The following is an 18,064-nucleotide window of genomic DNA, read 5'->3' as shown; positions in this document are numbered from 1 at the left end:
TCTGGACGAACAGCATGCCGTCGTCGGCTGACTTCCAGCTTCGCGCATCGCCCGTATCCAGCACGCGATATACGAGATTATAAGGTACCTCGTCGCATCGGAAAGCCCCCCCGCAAAATGACGTCGTCAGCCGCTAAATGCGTTAGCTGCATACAATCCCCCCCTATTCCTGCAATCCTACATTATCAAATGGAACAGTTGGAAAATCAAGTGTAATTTATCCCCTTAAACAAGGGACTTGGATGGGTTGACGCATGTCTTAGGTAGGACGCATAATCGAAATAGTAGAAGGAAAGGCGGTCGTCGGATGGAGAACAACGAAGTGGCATCTACGCTGATGAGCGTACTGGCAGCTGTAGAAAAGCTGGTTGAAGGCCAACAAATTTTGACTGAAGGTCAGCAACGATTGACTGAAGGTCAGCAACGATTGACTGAAGGTCAGCAACGATTGACTGAAGGTCAGCAACGATTAGCGGAAAGTCAAGCCGCAGGATTCAAAGAAGTAAACGAACGCCTGGATCGCGTGGAGCGCACATTAAACGCAACGTTCGAACAGGTCGGCAAGACTGCGGAAGATGTAACGCTGTTAAAATCGGACGTATCCGGTCTAAAGACGGAACTGAAAACGTTGAGCGAACGTTTGGATGCGCAGCGCAACCTGATCGCCAAGGCCGATGAATCCATCGAGCTGCTGAAAATCAAGGTTCAAAATTAAGGCCCGCTCCCGAGTCGAACTGGAGCAGCCTTTTTTTGTTGCCAAAAGGCCCCGTTCGGATAAACGGAGCCTGCGCGTATTCGTCTACCTTGCGTCGTTCACCCTTCGTCCGCCGCGCGCGAAGCGCAGAAACGGGCGCAGCACGCGCCGGATCCGCGCCGGATACGAATCCAGGTCGTCCGCGCGCAGTACGCCGAGCGCCGTGAGCAGCACCGGGTACACGGCGCAGATGAGCAGGCCGAGCGCGCCGGTGGCGAGCAGGTACGGCCACTTCCAGCCGAGCGGCGCGGCCAGGTGCAGCACGCCGTACACGAGCGCGCCGCCCGCCGCGGAGAGCAGCAATACGGTCGACGCAAAGCCTGTCCAGCGGTCGCCTAGCGCGCGCACGCCCGCGCGCTTGCGGATGGACATCATGTTGGTGGCGGTCGCAAACATGAAGCAGAGCGTCGTGGCGGATATCAGACCGTACACGCCGAAGAGCGGCGTCAAGATCAGCGTCAACACCAGCTTGACGAGGATGCCCACGAGCGTGTGCTTCATCGCCAGACGCTGCTGGCCGAGCCCGAACAGAATCGAGTTCGAAGTCATCATCGTAATCTGGAAGATCGTGCCGCCCGCCAGCATGCCGACGATGACGCTCGCGTCCGGATTAGGGAACAACAAGCCGTTGATCGCGTGCGCGCCGACCGTCATCAACAGCACGATCGGCATGCCGGAGAAGATCCCGATTCGCAGCGCCAGGGTCGCCTGGCCTGTTACGCGCGCTTTGTCGCCGGACGCAAAGGCTGCCGAAAGCACCGGCAAGATCGATTGGCTGAGCGCGATTGCAAGCACCGGCGGGATGCCCGCGATGGCCTGGGCGTTGTTGGTAAGGTCCGCCAGCCAGTTCAGCGTCTTCGCCTCGCCAAAGCGCCATTCGCTAAGCCGCGTGAGCAACGATTGGTCGATGATGTAGATCGCCTGAACGGTCATCGCCGTCACAAGGATAGGAATGGAGATGCGAAAAATCGCGCGATAAATATCCCGGTTCGACCGAAGCACCGGAGGTCCGCCCGACCGGGACCCGGCCGCAAACTTCCGTTCGGTCTGATCCAATTCCCCGGTGCGCTCATCGCTTTTTCTGAGCTTGACGGCATAATAAACCATGATGGCGAACGCGCCGACGCTGCCGACGACGCTTCCCAACGCCCCGCCAGCCGCCATTTTTTCATTGCCGTAGCCCCAGCCGTGCATCGCGAAGACGATCCCGATCGCCGTCACGACGCGAGCGATCTGCTCGACGACCTGCGAAACGCCGCCCGCGACCATCATCTGACGTCCCTGGAAGTAGCCTCTCATCATCGCGATGATGGGAAAAAGCAGCAGCGAAGGCGCAATGGCCCGAATGGCCAGCGTCGCGTGCTCCGTCCCGGCAAGCCAAGTATATACGGGCGCGAGCAGCAGCAGTCCGATCGTGAGGGTGATGCCGGCAATCGCGCCGAATCGGAGTGCCGCCCGGTATATTCGTCTGACTTCGTTTCCCCGTCCGAGTTCGATGCGCTCCGATACCATCTTGCTGACCGCGCTCGGAATACCCGCGGTCGCGAAGACGAGAAGCAGCAGGTACACGTTGTTCGAGATCCCGAAAGCACTTAACCCGACCTCGTCCATGACCTCCGAGAGCGGTACGCGCTGAAAGATTCCGATGACGCGCGCGACCAGCGCCGCAGCCGTGAGAATCAGCGTGCCTTTGATAAGCGAATCCTTTTTTAACCATCTACGGGTATCAGTCCTATCGCTAGATTAGCCAGATGAAGAAGATGACGATCATCGCCACCTGGAAGATAACCTTCGCCACCGTGCTGGTGAACAGCCCGACGAGCGAGCCCCAGCCGACGAGCATCGCCTTTTTCACGTTCGATCCGCTCACGAGCTCGCCGAGGAAGGCGCCCGCGAACGGGCCGATGATCAGGCCGAAGGCGGGGATGACGAACGGCCCGATGAGCACCCCGATCGTGCTGCCCCAGACGCTCGCCTTGGAGCCGCCGAAGCGCTTGACGCCCCAGGCGTTCACGACGTAATCCGCGACGAACAAAATGATGACGATCAGCGTCTGGAAGCTCCAGAACCACCAGCCGAACGGCTCGAACGAGAAAAACCAGCCGTACACGAAAAAGGCGAAATAGATCGCCAGCGCCCCCGGCAGGATCGGATAGACGGCGCCTGCGAGACCGATCGCGAACAATGCGATGACGAGTACCCAGCCCAGTATATCCATTCGGACATCACGCCTTTAAAATATAGTTTTGAATCACTTGCGCCACGCCGTGCTCGTTGTTCGTGCCCGTCACGACGTCCGCCTCCGCCTTGACCGCGTCCTGCGCGTTGCCCATCGCGACGCCAAGGCCCGCAGCGCGTATCGCCGCCAGATCGTTCAGGCTGTCGCCGACCGCTACCGCTTCGGAGATGTCGCAGCCGATCATGCGGCACACCTCTTCGATCGCCGCCGCCTTGCTCACGCCGGCCGGGTTCACTTCGATGTTGAAGGGCGACGAATTGCTCAGCTCGAGGCCCTCCCACGTCAGCAGCTCTTCCCACAGCTTCGCGATGACCGATGCGTCCTCGTCGTAGTAACCGAACTTCAGCCACGTGCGGGAATACGTGTCGTCCACCCATTTTTCTTTGTTGTAAATGCCGTCCGTCGCGTAAGCCCAGAACCAGGCGACCGGGTGCCGCTCGGCCAGCATGTGGAGCTTCATGATCTTGTCCGTGTCCATCGGGATGCGCCGATGAATGCTGTTCGGCTTCGTCCAGATCTCGCCGCCGTTGACGGTGATCATCGGCGTCTGCAGTTCCAACTGCTCGACGATCGGCAGCGCCGTCGGGAAGCCCCGGCCCGTCGATGCGATGACCGTCACGCCGGCCTCGCTCGCTTTTCGAATCCACTTCTTGTTCTCTTCGCTGATCTCCTGCCGGTCGTTCAGCAGCGTCCCGTCCAGATCGAGCGCCAGCAGCTTGTATCTGACCACCTAGCCTACCACTCCTTCTGATGCGGCCGCAGCCTGCTTGCAATCTAAGTCATTCTAACATAATCGAGGGGTAAAAAACGACAAGCCCCCCGCCCGGCCGCAACAACGCGGCGGGACAGAGGCTTGGCAAGGACGGGACGGGAGTGGATCGGACATCAGTCTGGGACGCCGTCCTCTTAAGGCTGCTGCGTCATATCGATCCCCCGCGTTCGATCCGAGCGGCGGCCGCGGACCTGCGTCCGTCAGTCCGACCTCGGCGTCGTACGCGTCGAAAATCTTGCGCGCGATCGGCGCGGCGCCCCAGCCGCCGTAACCGCCGTCCGGCACGATGACCGCAACCGCGAGCTTCGGCTTATCCTGCGGGGCGAAGGAGATGAAGACGGCGTTTTCGACGAACTTGCGCTTGCCGACGCCTTGCTGCTGTGACGTACCGGTTTTCCGATAAAAGTCGTAGCGCACGTTGTCGAAGCCTTCGACCTTGACCTGCGCCATGCCGTTCTCGATCGTTCTCCAGTACGAATCCGGCAGGTCGATCTCGTTCAGAACCTCGGGCTTCATATTCGTCACGACATTGCCTTCCGCATCGGTCGTATGGTCGACGAGCAGCGGCTTCATGCGCTTGCCGTGGCTCGCGAGCGTAGCGGCGTACTGCGCAAGCTGCAGCGCCGTATACTTGCCCTGCTGCCCGAAGGAGGCGTAGATCATCGCGGACTGGTAGCTGTCCCGCGTCGCGCTGTTATAGTAATCCACGATGCCGGGCGATTCTTTCGGAAGCCCGCTGCCGGTCTTGACGCCGAGACCGAATTCCTTCATATGCTGGTCCCAGATGTCGACGCTTTTTTTTCCCTTTTCGCAGATACAGCTCGTTGCCTACCATTTTGGCCATAAAGGCGTTCGAAGACTTGGCGATCGCCTTCGTCGGCGTTAGCACGCCATTGTAAGCGCGGCTGGCGTTCTGTACCTCGGCTTGGCCGTCGCGGCCGAACTGGAAGTAGCCCGGATCGTTCCAAGTAGACGACGGCGTGATTAACTTTTCCATCAGACCCGTCAATATCGTCAGCGGTTTCTGCGTAGACCCAAGCGGTACGAGCGACGTCGGATGCTGCGAGCGCTCCTTCGGGTCCTTGTATGGCGGAAATACTTCTCGAATCGCGCCGTTGCCCATCGCAGGCGTGATCTCGTCGAGCTCCTCCTGGCTGATGCCCCCCCTGCCATACATTCGTATCGTAATCCGGCATGCTCGCCATCGCCACGACCTTGCCCGTCGCCACTTCGATCGCGACCGCATAACCCGTCGTCGGCTGGGCGTCCTTGAGCGTCTTGGCGGTAGAAGCGCGGGTCGTCGCGATCTGGTCGAGGATCGCCTGCTGCGCGGTGAGCTGAACGTTGCGGTTGATCGTCAGATAAAGGTTCTGCCCTTTGACCGGCTTGGTCAGCTTCATATCGCCGACGATCCGGCTCATGCTGTCTATCTGATACGACTTGTATCCATTCAGACCCCGCAACTCCTTCTGGTACATGAGCTCGATGCCGTCGTAGCCGACATCTTCCGTGTCCAGATACTTCAGCGCAGGGTCCGATTGGTCTTCGTTGATTTTTTTTATAAAAATCGAGATTTTCTTTGGCGCCCTTCATCTTGGCCATATAACCGACCAACTGAGCGGCTACCCGATCGGGACTGTACTGGCGGATGCTCTCCTCGACGATCTCCACGTCCGGATATTCGTCGCGGTGTTCGCTGAGATAGGCGATCTCTTCCTTCGTCAACCCCGACTTGATCCGCCGCTGCTGGAACGGCAAATGCGTTCTTCCTTTGATGTCCATGGCGTTCACGACGTCTTCGGCGGTCACCGGCTTGGCCGACTTGTCGCCCTTTTCGTCGAACAGCTTGACGAGCTTCGCGGCCAACGCCTCTGCCGTCTCCTGCTTCATGCCGGTCTTGAGCGTAAAATAAAGAGACTGCGTCGAGATCGAGTAGGCGATCGGCTGCCCCTTGGAATCGTAAATATTGCCGCGGATCGGCGGGATGGACACGCCCTTCGTGATCAGACTCGTCTGTCGCTCCTTAAGGCTCGGACCTTCAACGAACTGGAGATACGCCAACCGCACAATCAGCATGGAAAATAGAAGAAAAGTGAGCATGAAAAAAACGTTCAGCCGGATGCTGAAGTGACGACGGTTGCGAATTTCCTTTTTTTTCTGCTCTTCTGTCTTGACTTCGACGTTCATCTCGAAGCTTCCCTCCCGGCTCGGACTCTCTATCATTCTAGCATAAATGAAGCGCCGGGGCAGGCGACCGGTTCTACTGCATCAAGAGACCTTGCATAAAAAAAGCACCGGCCGCCGCTCAAGGAGAGCAGGGCCGGTGCCTGGCATTAAATTTAGACGATCGTCTCGATAAACCGCTGCAGAATGGCCGCAACTTCCGCTCTCGTCGCCGTCTCCTTCGGCGCGAAGCTGTTGCCGCCCCGACCGGTGAAGATCCCGGCTTGCTGGCCGTACAGAACGGCTTGACGCGCCCAGGCTTCAATGGATGATGCGTCGGAATAATCCGGCATCGCCTCTGGGGCAACGCTCGTATCCGCTTTGATGTATTGCGCGAAGCGATAGAGCATCGCGGCCGTTTCCTGACGCGTCACCTGGCGGTCCGGATCGAACCGGTTGCCGCCCACGCCCTGAATGATCCCGCTGCTTGCCGCCCAATCCAGATACGCGCCGTACCAGCTGTCGTAATCCGCGTCCGTGAAGACATGGGCTCCGCTCGTCGCCAAAGGGCCGTAGCTACTCTCGTACAAGCGTCCGATGACGGTCGCGAGCATGGCGCGGGTCATTCCCGCGTTCGGAGCAAAATGCAGGTCGCTGACGCCGACGAAGAGCTCGCGCTCGGCGACGAAGTCGATATAGGACTTGCCCCAATGGCTCGCGATATCGGCAAACGTCTTGCGGTTGTCCTGGAATTCCACCGTCTTGCCGGCAGGCGCGATATACTTCATCGTGCCCGATGCGTCGGAAGAGAAGCCGATGAATACCTTGATGCCGTCAACAACGTAGAACGGCAGTCCGACGATTTTTTCTTTTGCGAAAAAGGCTTTGATCGTGTGCGTCTCAGTCACGTTGGCGAACGTATAACTCCCAACCTTGCCCACGCTCTTGCCGTCCACCGTCACATCGGAGATCGCATATCCCTTGTCCGGCGTAATCGCAAAGGTCTGGCTGCCGCCGCGGGTCACTGCGACGTTCCCCGCAGGACTGATGCTGCCGCCTGCATCCGCACTCGCGGCGATGACCACGCTGCCGACGGTTGCGGGACCTGGAGGCGAGTCGATCTCGCCATAGGCGATCGCATAGGTCGAGAAGTTCTGCGCCCATACGATAATCTGGTCGCCGGCTGCGTCGAGCATATAGCCTTCCGATGCCGGCGTTGCCGCGGACAGGGCGAGCAGCGTCATTTTTTTGCGCCGCGCCGTCATGATAGCGATAGACCGTAACGTTCGTTTTGTTCGAAAGATCGTATGGAACGATAATTTTCAACAGGCTGCCTACCGTAGACAGCGCGGTGCTGGTCGTCTGGTTGGACGTATCGGTCCGCGTTTTGGTCAGCGTCATGTCCAGATACAGATCGAAGCTTTGTCCGCCTGCCAGATTCCGCAGCTCGGAGGCGCCTGTCGCAGAGGCTTCGTCCTGCTTCTCCACGCCCAGCGTGATCTTGATCGATCCGCCGTCAGCGACAAGCTGCTGATCCTCGGCCGTATAAGCATGTTGCGAATCGGCGAAAAGGTCGTTCAGGCCGTCTACGACAACGCTTGGCGTGTCTCCCTTGATGACGAGCGCGCTGTTCTTGTTGCCCCTCGGCAACACCAGGAATCGCGGACTGAAGTCGTAGTCCTGATCCTTGACGGTCACCGCGACGGTAATGATCTGATCGGCTTTGGTCACGACAAGGTTATAAGTCCCGTTCGGCACGCCCGTAACCTTGAAACGCCCGTTCGTATCGGTCATGGCCGTCGAGCCGATCTGAACGTTCCCCTTCATCACCTTCACGGTCGCGCCGATACTGTAGTTCGCGTCAGGCGCGTCATCCACTACCGTGCCGAGCACGCTATAGGTACCGTTTGCCGTGAAGACGATCGTCTTCTCCTCGCCCGCCGGCGTATCGCCGCTCGCTTTTACGCGTACCTTCACCGTATGGTTGCCGCTCAAGACAGGTGGATGCGCCGGATCGTAAGAGACCCATCCGCCGCCGTCGATCGCGTACTCCATCGTCGCATCCGCACCGATAATCGTATCCGTCGTATCGTTGGCCGAGACATTCGGCGCCGCAGGCGCGTTCAACGTGAAGTTCAACGTCGCCGCCGAACCAGCCAGTGCGGTTGCGGTAGCCGAAGTACGAACTTGGACCGTATGCACGCCGGACAGGTCCGGCGCGTTCGTGCCGTCGTACTTCACAAAGGAGCCGCCGTCGACTGCGTATTCCATGCCGATGGCGAGTCCGGCAACGATATTGGCGGCATCGTCGGCCGTCACGGCCGGCGCGACCGGACGGGACGGGATGCTCAGCGACTGTGCCGCAGAGTCGGTCGTCGTCGATCCGTCGCCGACCTTCACGATCGACAGCGAGGTGCCGATCCAGCCGGCTTCGATCGCGAGCTTGCCGCTGCCGTCGGACGTCTTGCTCACGCCGCCGATCAGATAGTCCGCTCCCGGTGCCAGACCCGTAAGCATCTCGTCGCTGTAGCTAATCGTCGCATTCGGCGTCGTCTCCGGCGTCGCCGTGAACGCACCTACCGTCACCGACGTCGCCTCTGATGCAAACGTTGTTGCCGTTGCGGCCGTACGCACATAGTAGGTGTCCGGTGCCAAACCCGTTACCGTCGTACCGGTAATCGGCGTCCAGGAACCCGCGGCGCCCTTCTTGTACTCCAGCCCGCCGGTGACGCCGGTTATCGTGCCGTCATTCCCGGCCGAAGTCGCGTCCGTCTTGCCGACGCCCGTCGGCGCGGCCGGACGCGATGGCACAACCAGCGTCTGCGGTGCCGAGTTCGTCGTCGATCCGTCGCCGACTTTCACGATGGAGATCGAGGTGCCAATCCAGCCGGCTTCGATCGTAAGCTTGCCGCTGCCGTCGGCCGTCTTGCTCACGCCGCCGATCAGATAGTCCGCTCCCGGTGCCAGACCCGTAAGCATCTCGTCGCTGAAGCTGATCGTCGCATTCGGCGTCGTCTCCGGCGTTGCCGTGAACGCACCTACCGTCACCGACGTCGCCTCTGATGCAAACGTTGTTGCCGTTGCGGTCGTACGCACATAGTAGGTGTCCGGTGCCAAACCCGTTACCGTCGTACCGGTAATCGGCGTCCAGGAACCCGCGGCGCCCTTCTTGTACTCCAGCTCGCCGGTGACGCCGGTTATCGTGCCGTCATTCCCGGCCGAAGTCGCGTCCGTCTTGCCGACGCCGGTCGGCGCGGCCGGACGCGATGGCACAACCAGCGTCTGCGGTGCCGAGTTCGTCGTCGATCCGTCGCCGACCTTCACGATCGACAGCGATGTGCCAAGCCAGTCAGCTTCGATCGCGAGCTTGCCGCTGCCGTCGGCCGTCTTGCTCACGCCGCCGATCAGATAGGTAGCGCCTGGCGTCAGACCCGTCAGCATCTCGTCGCTGTAGCTGATCGCCGCATTCGGCGTCGTCTCCGGCGTCGCCGTGAACGCACCTACCGTCACCGACGTCGCCTCTGATGCAAACGTTGTTGCCGTTGCGGTCGTACGCACATAGCAGGTGTCCGGTGCCAAACCCGTTACCGTCGTACCGGTAATCGGCGTCCAGGAACCCGCGGCGCCCTTCTTGTACTCCAGCTCGCCGGTGACGCCGGTTATCGTGCCGTCATTCCCGGCCGAAGTCGCGTCCGTCTTGCCGACGCCCGTCGGCGCGGTCGGACGCGATGGCACAACCAGCGTCTGCGGTGCCGAGTTCGTCGTCGTCGATCCGTCGCCGACCTTCACGATGGAGATCGAGGTGCCGATCCAGTCAGCTTCGATCGCGAGCTTGCCGCTGCCGTCGGACGTCTTGCTCACGCCGCCGATCAGATAGTCCGCTCCCGGTGCCAGACCCGTAAGCATCTCGTCGCTGTAGCTAATCGTCGCATTCGGCGTCGTCTCCGGCGTCGTGCCCGGCGTATTCGATACGCTCGCCGTCGTCTGGCCGAAGTGTACGACCTTGCCGGCTGCGTCCACTTCCGCGACACCGATCTTGTCGCCGTTTGCGGCGGTCACCAGACCGTCGTTCGGCAGATCCGTGTAGCCGCTCAACGTGTCTCCAACGTTCGGTACGACTACCGTACCCGTGCCTAAGTTCAAGTACACCAGCTTGTGGCCGCTCGGCACCGTCTCGGTCACATCAATCTTCGTCTTCCCGTCATTTTCTGCGCCGGTCGGGTCCGTCGATGTTACCGTCAGACCCGTGGCAGGAACCAGCGTTACATAAGAAATGTAGCCGCCATCCAACTTAAAGTTACCTGGCCCGTATACGCCTGCCAGCTTGATGACGAGCTCCGCCGCATCGTCGTCGCCTTCCGTATCGATATACAACGTCGTCACGCCGCCCGATACGGATACCTCCATCGAGTAGGCCGCCACGTTCGTACCGTCGCCTGCCGTCACGCTTCCGCCCGTGAAGTCGACGACCGGTTGCGCGTCCGAATAACCGTTAATGACCGAAGAGCCGCCTGTCTCGGTGAAATAAACGGCATTTGCCAACGTGCCGATCTCGCCGTTCACCGATCCGTTCATGAAGCCGATGATGTTCAGACGGTCGCCTGAGCCAAAGCCTTCGATCGTATCGATGCCATTGTCCGTGCGGTTGTAAGCAACCGTTTCGGCGCCGGCCCCCAGCTTAATCGTATCGTCTCCCGACAGCGTCCAGATATCCAGTTCATTGTCGCTGAGCGTATTGTCTTCGATCGTTGTGCCTGTCGCGGCTCCTCCCTCAACGATTCCGGCACCGAAGCCCGTGATCGTATTGTTCCGGATCGTCAGGTCCTTGCTGTAGCTGAACCCGATGCCGTCGTTCGAATAGCCGCCGTCATTGGACGTCGCGCTGTTATGCCAAGCCGGAACGGAAGGGCCCGTAATGGTATTGCCTTCGACGACAAAGCCTTCGCCAGCTTCATATAACAGAATTCCCGTCGGTCCGCCCAGCCCGAGATTCAGGTAAGAGCCCGTCTCTCCCGGCTCCGGAATGACCAGACCGATGTCATAAATCTCGTTGTCCTTCACGATCCCGGTCGTGCCTCGGCGGTCGCTTCCGCCGTAATTGCTCCAGTCCGAGGATGAGATTTGGATGCCGTTGCCCGTGCTGTACAGCGTCTTGCCGTGACCCTGTATTTTGTTGTCGTGAATGTCGACCTCGAGCGTCGGTCCCCAGGCAAGAATGCCTGTCTTGTGGAAACGAACGATTTCCGAGTTCTGTACCGTCACCTTGTGCGCGCCTGCGCCGGCCGCGCCCTCCAGCAGGATGCTCTCGTTATGATTTGCGCCTGAAGGTTGATCTTGCGGCATATAATCGACTGGCAGCGGAGCGACCGGGCTTCCGCTGTAATCCGAATAAACGTCCCGCACATCGATGACCTTTACCTGGTCGATCGTCGCCGTAGTATCGCGTACTGCGAGGCCGATGAACGTATAGGCGGCGGCGTCCCCGTTAAGCGCGGCGATATAGCCCTGCTTGCGCCCGTCTATCGTCAGATTCTTAATGACGACATTTCCATTCGTCGACGTCTTGACGCCGATGACAGGATAGAAGGTTTGATTTTTAAGCGTCTTCCAGCTGGCAGCAACCAACGCGTCGGAATCCGGAGATTCAATGATCGTCTGGCCGATGCCCGCGCCTTCAAGCGTGATATTTTTCGTGACCGTCAACTGGCCCCGGTACGTGCCTGCCTCGATCGTGACTGTATCGCCGTCCACTGATGCGTCGATAGCAGCCTGGATGCTTGTATAATCGGTCGTCGTGCTGCCGTGCTTCAAATGAGCGATTGCCGGAAGCGGCGTTAATTCGGCGGATGCCGTATCGTCCGTCGCTACGTTCGGCGTCTTGTCTTGATAACCTGCCGCTCCTACCGTCTGCGTCCCCGAAGGCAGCCACATATAAGCGAGGCCGTCCGCCATCGTAGGCGCCTTATACGTATAATTGCCGGCCAGCGTTCCGCTCACTTGCGAAATTACCGATGTCGCCGCGGCCGGATTCGTCGTGACGGTCACCAGGTAGACGTCGTCGCCGCCGGATTTATTAGTGATCGAGCGCGGATTGCCCGTGCCCTCCATGGCGATTGGCCCGACGTTGCCGGACGCGATCCAAACATCCTTTGCAATGACAGCCGGCCGCGTCACAGTCGCACCTTGACCGCCGCGCACATAGACGTCGCCTGCGTCGCTAGCGATCTCGACCGTGTTGCCGTTGCCGCTGCCAAAGGCACGCAGGCCGGCGCCGCCAACGCCGGTAGTGCCATTACCGCCAATTGCCGTAACGGCCGCGTTGTCGTTAATCGTTATTTGGCCCATATAGGAAAACAGGGCATGAGAGCCATTCGATTGCCCGCTACCGCCAGTCGCATTGATCCGCGACGAGCCGGTGACGACGATACTACCCGATGTGTAAACCGCCGGCCCCCCCCGACGCTCCGGCACCTGACCCGCTGCCGCCGGAAGCGGTCACGTCCGCTCCGCCCTTGATCGTCAGGCTGCCGCTCGGCGAATAGATCCCGAATTCGCTCGCCATGCCTTGGCCGCCTGCAGCCGACACCGTGCTGCCGTCGATGACGATGTCGTTCGTCACGTACAGTCCTGCGCCCGCTTCAATGCCGGGCATGCTCGTGCCGCCATTGCCGCCGTTTGCCGTAACCGACGCAGCAGCGCCCGTAATATCGAGTTTCAGCGTAAAAATGCCGTCGCCGCCCTTTTGCGAAGCGCTGGCCCCGCCGGTGCTCTGCACCGTGCCGCCGCTGACGAATACGCTTTGGTAAGCCCGGATGCCTCTGCCGCCCTCGTAGAAATCGCCCCGAACATTCTCCGCCAGCGCCTCTCCGCCGATAGCTTTCAGCGAGCCGCCTTCGACGGTTAGCTTGCCTGCCTGTCCTTGGGAGCCGAACTCCTCCAGGTAGACGCCTGCCCCTCCCCGGCGAGTGACGCCGGAGCCGGCCGAAAGGTTGGTACGGTCACCATCCGTCTTGCCGCCGTACGCCTCCACGTCGCCGCTCTTAATCAGCAGATTGCCCCAATTTAGCGCAATGCCGCTGCCGCCCGAGACGCCTGCGGAATCGCCGCCGTACGCCTTGACCGTGACGCTGCCGTCCACCGTCAGCGAAGCGACGGGATTGGTATTTCCGCTTGCGGTGTCCGACAGCATGTAGAAGCCGTTGCCGCTATCGGCGGCTAGATCGGCCGCGGTACGTCCCTTCGCAATTAGCGTACCCGTCCCTTTAATCGTAAGCTGATGGTTGGAATCCGAAAAAATGCCGTTGAAGCCCTCGATCGTATTGCTCCCCGCCATTTCAAGCACGATATCGCCGGGACTGTTGTGCTTGACGAAGCCGATACCGTTGTAGGTGTCGCCGGCGGGTGCCGCGATATTGAAGTTTTCAAGCTTCAACGTAATCGGCTCGTCGACCAGCACATACACCTTGTCATAGATTTTGCCGGCCTTGCCCTTCAGCGTGACCGTCGAACCCGCAGGGGCGGTCACGTGAATGCGCATCGCCGAAGCGGGAGAATCGTCCGTCGTGATCTCCAGCACATCGCCGTCCGCCGAGAGCGTAGCATCCTGCCAAGGCTGCGAGGTGCCGTTGATCGTGTAGGCAGGGGCAGCGGACGCGGCTCGGTTAACGGTCACGGCGAAGTATTTTACCGTCGTGCCGTCCTCGGCCGTCACTTTGATATAAGCGATCGCCGGCGTGCCTGCCGTAAGCGGCAGCGTCGAAGACCCTGCGATCGCGCCTGTCGCGAAGTCGCTACCGCTGTAGAGCGCGACTGTCGCATTCGCGTCTGTCGACATAATGTCGGCAAGCCCTAACTCGTCGACAGCATTTCCAACGTTTACCGACCAAGAAATGGGCGCTGCGGCCGTTGCGCCATCTCCGCCCCCCGGAACGGCATCCGATTGGCCAAGTACGCTGGAGAGACCTGCATCGCCGCTCGCGCTGCCGGCCGGCTTGTTTAAGATCAGCACGTCGTCCAGCAGCCCGGAGATTCCTGTCCCGTTCATATCGACGGATTTAGGCCCAAGCTCGAGCGTAACCTCGTCGACATCGTCGAAGTCCGCAGGCAGCAGCATTAAAGTCATCGGACCATACATGCTTACATATACAGTCTTCTGAGCGGTTTGTATGCCGTTTTTAAAGCCCGTGACGACGGTATCGCTGAGCGGAGCCCCCGCGTCGTTTTGGAACTTGAAGCCTTGCATATCGAATTCTTTTCCGTTCTTCGACTTTACGGTCAGCTGTGCCGGCTCGCTGACAAAGTCCGAGTCTATCCTTAGTCCTTGGTATTCATCATCGTAGATGATTCCAAACTCTTGCGTATCGTCCGCAGAAGACACGCCAATCTGAATGCCTTGCAAGCCAGCGTCCGGATATTCGACCAGGTCGGTATGCACCTCATCCGCCTCCGAAGGCGCCGTATCGAATCCGAGCGACACGATCGATCCGCCCGCATAGCCAACCGCGATTTTTGCCGCCGCCGCGGGTGCCGCGGTCCAGGAGGCATGTCCTTCGCTGTCCGTCAGGTCGAACCTTATCTCCCGATCGCCCGGCGCAGACCCTGCCGTATAAAGGACCGACCTGAGCACCGACTCGTAATCGGCAACGTTAGCCGTACCCGAGAGCGACAATATACCGCTGGACGCATCGAAGGTCCCGGTAATGCCGTGCGCCGGCGTGAACGATAGCGCATCGCCTGCCGACCGGCCGCTGCCGATCGTCACCTTGGCGGATGCAAGCGTATCGGAATCGATGTCGGACACGACGGCAGCAGGAGCCGCCGCCACCGTATCGCCCGGCATTACGGCAGTCAAATTCACGATATTCGTGACCATCGGCGCCATCGGGCCGTCAAACAGGACGGCCGTCTCCGAATAGATGGTATTTTCCCACTCGTCTCCCGCCAAATCAGGGAACGCAGCTACCTGTTCTAGACTGTCCGTCACGGGATCGAGACGATAAAGTCCGACCGTCGTTGTCGCATACACATCGCCTGAATAGCTGATGACGTTCGTGAATTCAGCCTGCCCGCCCGTAAAATTCGAAAGCTTGGTTGCATTTCCCGTCGACTCGTAGCGATATAGCTCCTTGAAGCTTTGTCCGTCCCGACTTAGAGAGAAGTATAGCTTGTCGCCAGCGGACCAGAGCCCGTCGACTTTGGCCGTCGTCCCGGACGCATATTCGGTCGTAACGGTATTGCTTGCATGAATCGATCTTAACCATCTGGCATCGTATCCCGCCACGTTGGACGAAGCACCAGGGTCGCCGCCGATATAAAACACTTTTCCGTCAAACGCGGTCGTATGAAAAAATCCGGTGTTCGGAAAGTTGTTGTTGCTCTCGTCCCGGTTCGTCACCTGGGCGACGCTCGTGCCGTCATAGCTGTACATCTCGACATTGTGATTGCCCGCAGCATCCTTGGCCGAAAAATACAGCTTCCCGTTGACGACAGCCATACGATCGTCGGACGAATACTCGTATACCGGCGAGACCTGCTCGACGGCACTTCCGTTCCAGCGGGCAAGCGTATTGTCGCCTGCGGGGAAGAAGTACACGCCGCCGTTATATACGGCAAGCGGCAAACCGTACTGAGGTCCGTGACCGGGAGCCGTGAGCAGCTCTACCGCTCCGCTCGCTTGGTCGAATCGATACAAGCCTCGGTTTTGGCTGTCTTGGTCGACAGTGGCGAAGTAAAGATATCCGCCGGTCTCGACGATCTGTTCGGTCTCCGTCAGTCTCGACGAGCCATAATACGTGATGCTCGTACCGTCGAAGCTGCCGAAATATCCGCCCGGCTTGTTGTCCGGCGTAGCGAAAATGCCGTATATTTTGCCGTCGAACGAATAAATCTGGCGCGCCAGATTGTCAAAACCGAGCGCGTTCGAATCGACCACGGCGACGGCACCCTTGGATTTGCTCGCATTGTAACCGCCCAGCATCCCGGAAGAAAGCGCCCGGCCAGACTGCACGTCGAACAGTAACGACCCGTGGTTGCCTCCAGATGACGGCTCCGTGGCCTTGTACACCGCAACCGTCTTCTGCGAGCCGCCGATCGTATACCCGCTCGGAGAAGCGACCGCTACCGACACGTCTCCTTCGGTCGTCACCGAGCTAAGCGCGATGCTCCAGTTCTTGCCCGAGCCTGTAAGCGCGCCCTTGACTGCGGCGCCCGTGCCGTTCGTAAGCGTGATGTCAGCGTCTGTCAGACCCGCCACATCCGCATCGAACGTCAGGTCGATCTTCGTCGACGTCGTCGTGGCCGCCGCGCCGTCGGCAACGGCCGTTTGCAGGACAACCGACGAATTCACGCCGTAGGCAGCCGTTGTCATCCCTAGGTATGCGCCTATGGCGTAGAATCGGCTCCCGTCGTAATGAACCGATCTTAGAATCGAAGATACATTCGACGTCTCCGCCGTCCATGTCTCGCCGTCCGTCGAAGAATAGATCATTCCGCCCGTACCGACGGCGACATACATGCCGTTTTCATAAGCCAGGCCGTTGATTGTACCGGTTCCCGACTTGCGCTGCGTCCAAATCACACCGTCCGGCGAGGTATAAATGTTAACGCTACCTCCGGCCGCGACAAATTTGTTCCCTGCATAAATTACATCGTTGTATGCGATGGTGCCTGAACTGCCTGCTGTCGTTTTTTCCCACGTCGCTCCATCGGACGAATACCAAAGCGAAGAAGCGTTTCCGCTAATGAGATATTTTCCGTTGCCGTAGGCTACGGAAGTTAAACTGCCGCTCAAGCCCGTCGACCCCGGCGCAGTCCAAGTCGTGCCATCGGTCGAGACCACCAGCGTTCCGTTCGCCCCAACGGCCATAAACTTCCCGTTCACATATCGAATGCCCGCCAAATTTTCAGTTGTATTGGTCGGCGTGACGGATGCCCAACTGATCCCGTCGGCAGACGTATAGATTTTGCCGCCAGTGCCGACCGCAGCATAGCGGTTGTTGCCGTATGCCACACTTGTTAAATTGCCAGCTGTCGTCAACCGGTTTGTCCATGCCATACCGTCAGTCGAACTCAAAATGGTGCCAAAAATAGTGCCTGACGGGGAGTTGTTGCCCACCGCTACATAAAGACCGTTGTTATAAATCGCCCGGTTGACGAACGGATCGACCGTCGTCCAGTTGGCGCCGTCGGTCGAGCGCAGGATATAACCATTATTGCCGACCAATATAAAAGCGCCGTTGCCATAAGTCATACCGTACCACGTCGCCCCGGAGGGCAAGCTCACTTCCGTCCAGTTAGAAGCATCCGTCGACGTAAAGACGCTGCCTCCCGACTGCGAATAGATTACATAGGTGCCGTTGCCGTACGTGGCTCCGAACACCTGCTTGGCCAAAGTGAAGGAACTCCAGTTGGAACCATCAGTTGATTTATAAACTTTACCGTTGGCGTCAATAGCAAACCAGATTCCGTTCAGATTGGCGAGATAATTAATTTGAATCTGAGCCGGAGCCAGGGACGTACCGCTGCCCCAGGAACCTGTTCCGCCGGTCGTGGAAAAATAGACTTTCCCATTCGAATCCCCAACTGCGTATTTGCCGTCCTTATAATCAATATCGATGATCGTATTGGTAGCGGTAACGTCGGGATAGACGCCCACGTTCCAGGTCAGGCCATCCGCCGAAGACATGACCGTCCCGGACACGCCAACAGCCCAGAACTTGTTGTTCAAATATTTGACCATCGTCAAACTGTTTGAAGTGGGAGAGGGAGCGACCTTGCTCCAATTAACGCCGTCAGTAGACCGGCTTATGACGCCGCCATTGCCGACAGCGATATAGACGCCCCCGCCGTATGCGACTGCAACCATTGCTTCGGTCGTGAGGTCGTTAGTCGTATTCGTCCAGCGGACCCCGTCTACGGAAGTGACAATTTGCCGGTTATTGAGCCCCTGACTAACGGCTACGAATCTTCCTCCGCCATATAGGACATCGTTGATCTGCTGACCAGAACCTAACGGAGGATTATTCAACGCCGTCCAGCTTAAGTTGTCCGCGGCTGCCGCCTTATGCGGGTAAAACGTAAATTGACCCAGTACCAGCAACAATGCCAGCAGGGCCGATAACCACTTTGCTGCAAAAGA

The 18,064-nt window shown here is 59.1% G+C and carries 9 protein-coding genes and 2 pseudogenes; 1 reads left to right on the top strand and 10 read right to left on the bottom strand.

What is annotated here, in order from left to right:
* Nucleotides 1-307 precede the first annotated feature (307 nt).
* Nucleotides 308-715, top strand: coding sequence for a hypothetical protein (locus OMP40_RS38575; RefSeq protein WP_277539512.1), 408 nt, complete (start codon nt 308-310; stop codon nt 713-715).
* Between the two features lie 84 nt (nt 716-799).
* Here the strand turns inward: OMP40_RS38575 and OMP40_RS38570 are convergent, their stop codons facing one another.
* The 10 genes and pseudogenes from OMP40_RS38570 to OMP40_RS38525 form a co-directional block, all read right to left on the bottom strand.
* The gene (locus OMP40_RS38570) at nt 800-2,437 is read right to left on the bottom strand and encodes a putative polysaccharide biosynthesis protein (protein ID WP_338131406.1); all 1,638 of its coding nucleotides are present in this window, start codon (nt 2,435-2,437) and stop codon (nt 800-802) included.
* 55 nt (nt 2,438-2,492) lie between these two features.
* The gene (locus tag OMP40_RS38565; protein ID WP_090110652.1) at nt 2,493-2,972 is read right to left on the bottom strand and encodes a DUF456 domain-containing protein; all 480 of its coding nucleotides are present in this window, start codon (nt 2,970-2,972) and stop codon (nt 2,493-2,495) included.
* Nucleotides 2,973-2,979: 7 nt separating this feature from the next.
* Nucleotides 2,980-3,723, bottom strand: a complete 744-nt coding sequence (locus OMP40_RS38560) for a Cof-type HAD-IIB family hydrolase (protein WP_277539511.1) — start codon at nt 3,721-3,723, stop codon at nt 2,980-2,982.
* Between the two features lie 54 nt (nt 3,724-3,777).
* Nucleotides 3,778-4,536, bottom strand: coding sequence for a penicillin-binding transpeptidase domain-containing protein (locus tag OMP40_RS38555; RefSeq protein WP_277539510.1), 759 nt, complete (start codon nt 4,534-4,536; stop codon nt 3,778-3,780).
* Complete coding sequence (locus OMP40_RS38550) at nt 4,460-4,762, bottom strand: hypothetical protein (protein ID WP_277539509.1); 303 nt, start codon at nt 4,760-4,762, stop codon at nt 4,460-4,462. Before OMP40_RS38550 ends, OMP40_RS38555 begins: the two co-directional genes overlap by 77 nt.
* A gap of 466 nt (nt 4,763-5,228) precedes the next feature.
* Nucleotides 5,229-5,282, bottom strand: a pseudogene (locus tag OMP40_RS38545) (hypothetical protein); the annotation flags it as partial.
* 88 nt (nt 5,283-5,370) lie between these two features.
* A pseudogene (locus OMP40_RS38540) lies at nt 5,371-5,841 on the bottom strand (penicillin-binding protein 2); the annotation flags it as partial.
* Nucleotides 5,842-6,104: 263 nt separating this feature from the next.
* Nucleotides 6,105-6,716 carry an S-layer homology domain-containing protein gene (locus tag OMP40_RS38535; RefSeq protein ID WP_277539756.1) on the bottom strand — a complete coding sequence of 204 codons (612 nt, stop codon included), beginning with the start codon at nt 6,714-6,716 and terminating at the stop codon, nt 6,105-6,107.
* A gap of 112 nt (nt 6,717-6,828) precedes the next feature.
* Nucleotides 6,829-12,399 (bottom strand): DUF4073 domain-containing protein, encoded by a 5,571-nt coding sequence (locus OMP40_RS38530; RefSeq protein WP_277539508.1) that lies wholly within the window; start codon nt 12,397-12,399, stop codon nt 6,829-6,831.
* Complete coding sequence (locus OMP40_RS38525; protein WP_277539507.1) at nt 12,356-18,028, bottom strand: hypothetical protein; 5,673 nt, start codon at nt 18,026-18,028, stop codon at nt 12,356-12,358. Before OMP40_RS38525 ends, OMP40_RS38530 begins: the two co-directional genes overlap by 44 nt.
* Between the last annotated feature and the right edge of the window lie 36 nt (nt 18,029-18,064).

Origin of the sequence: Cohnella rhizosphaerae (assembly GCF_029525575.1) — a bacterium.
Lineage (GTDB): Bacteria > Bacillota > Bacilli > Paenibacillales > Paenibacillaceae > Cohnella > Cohnella rhizosphaerae.
Note: the sequence above shows the minus strand (reverse complement) of the source record. Positions and strands in the feature narration are given on the sequence as shown.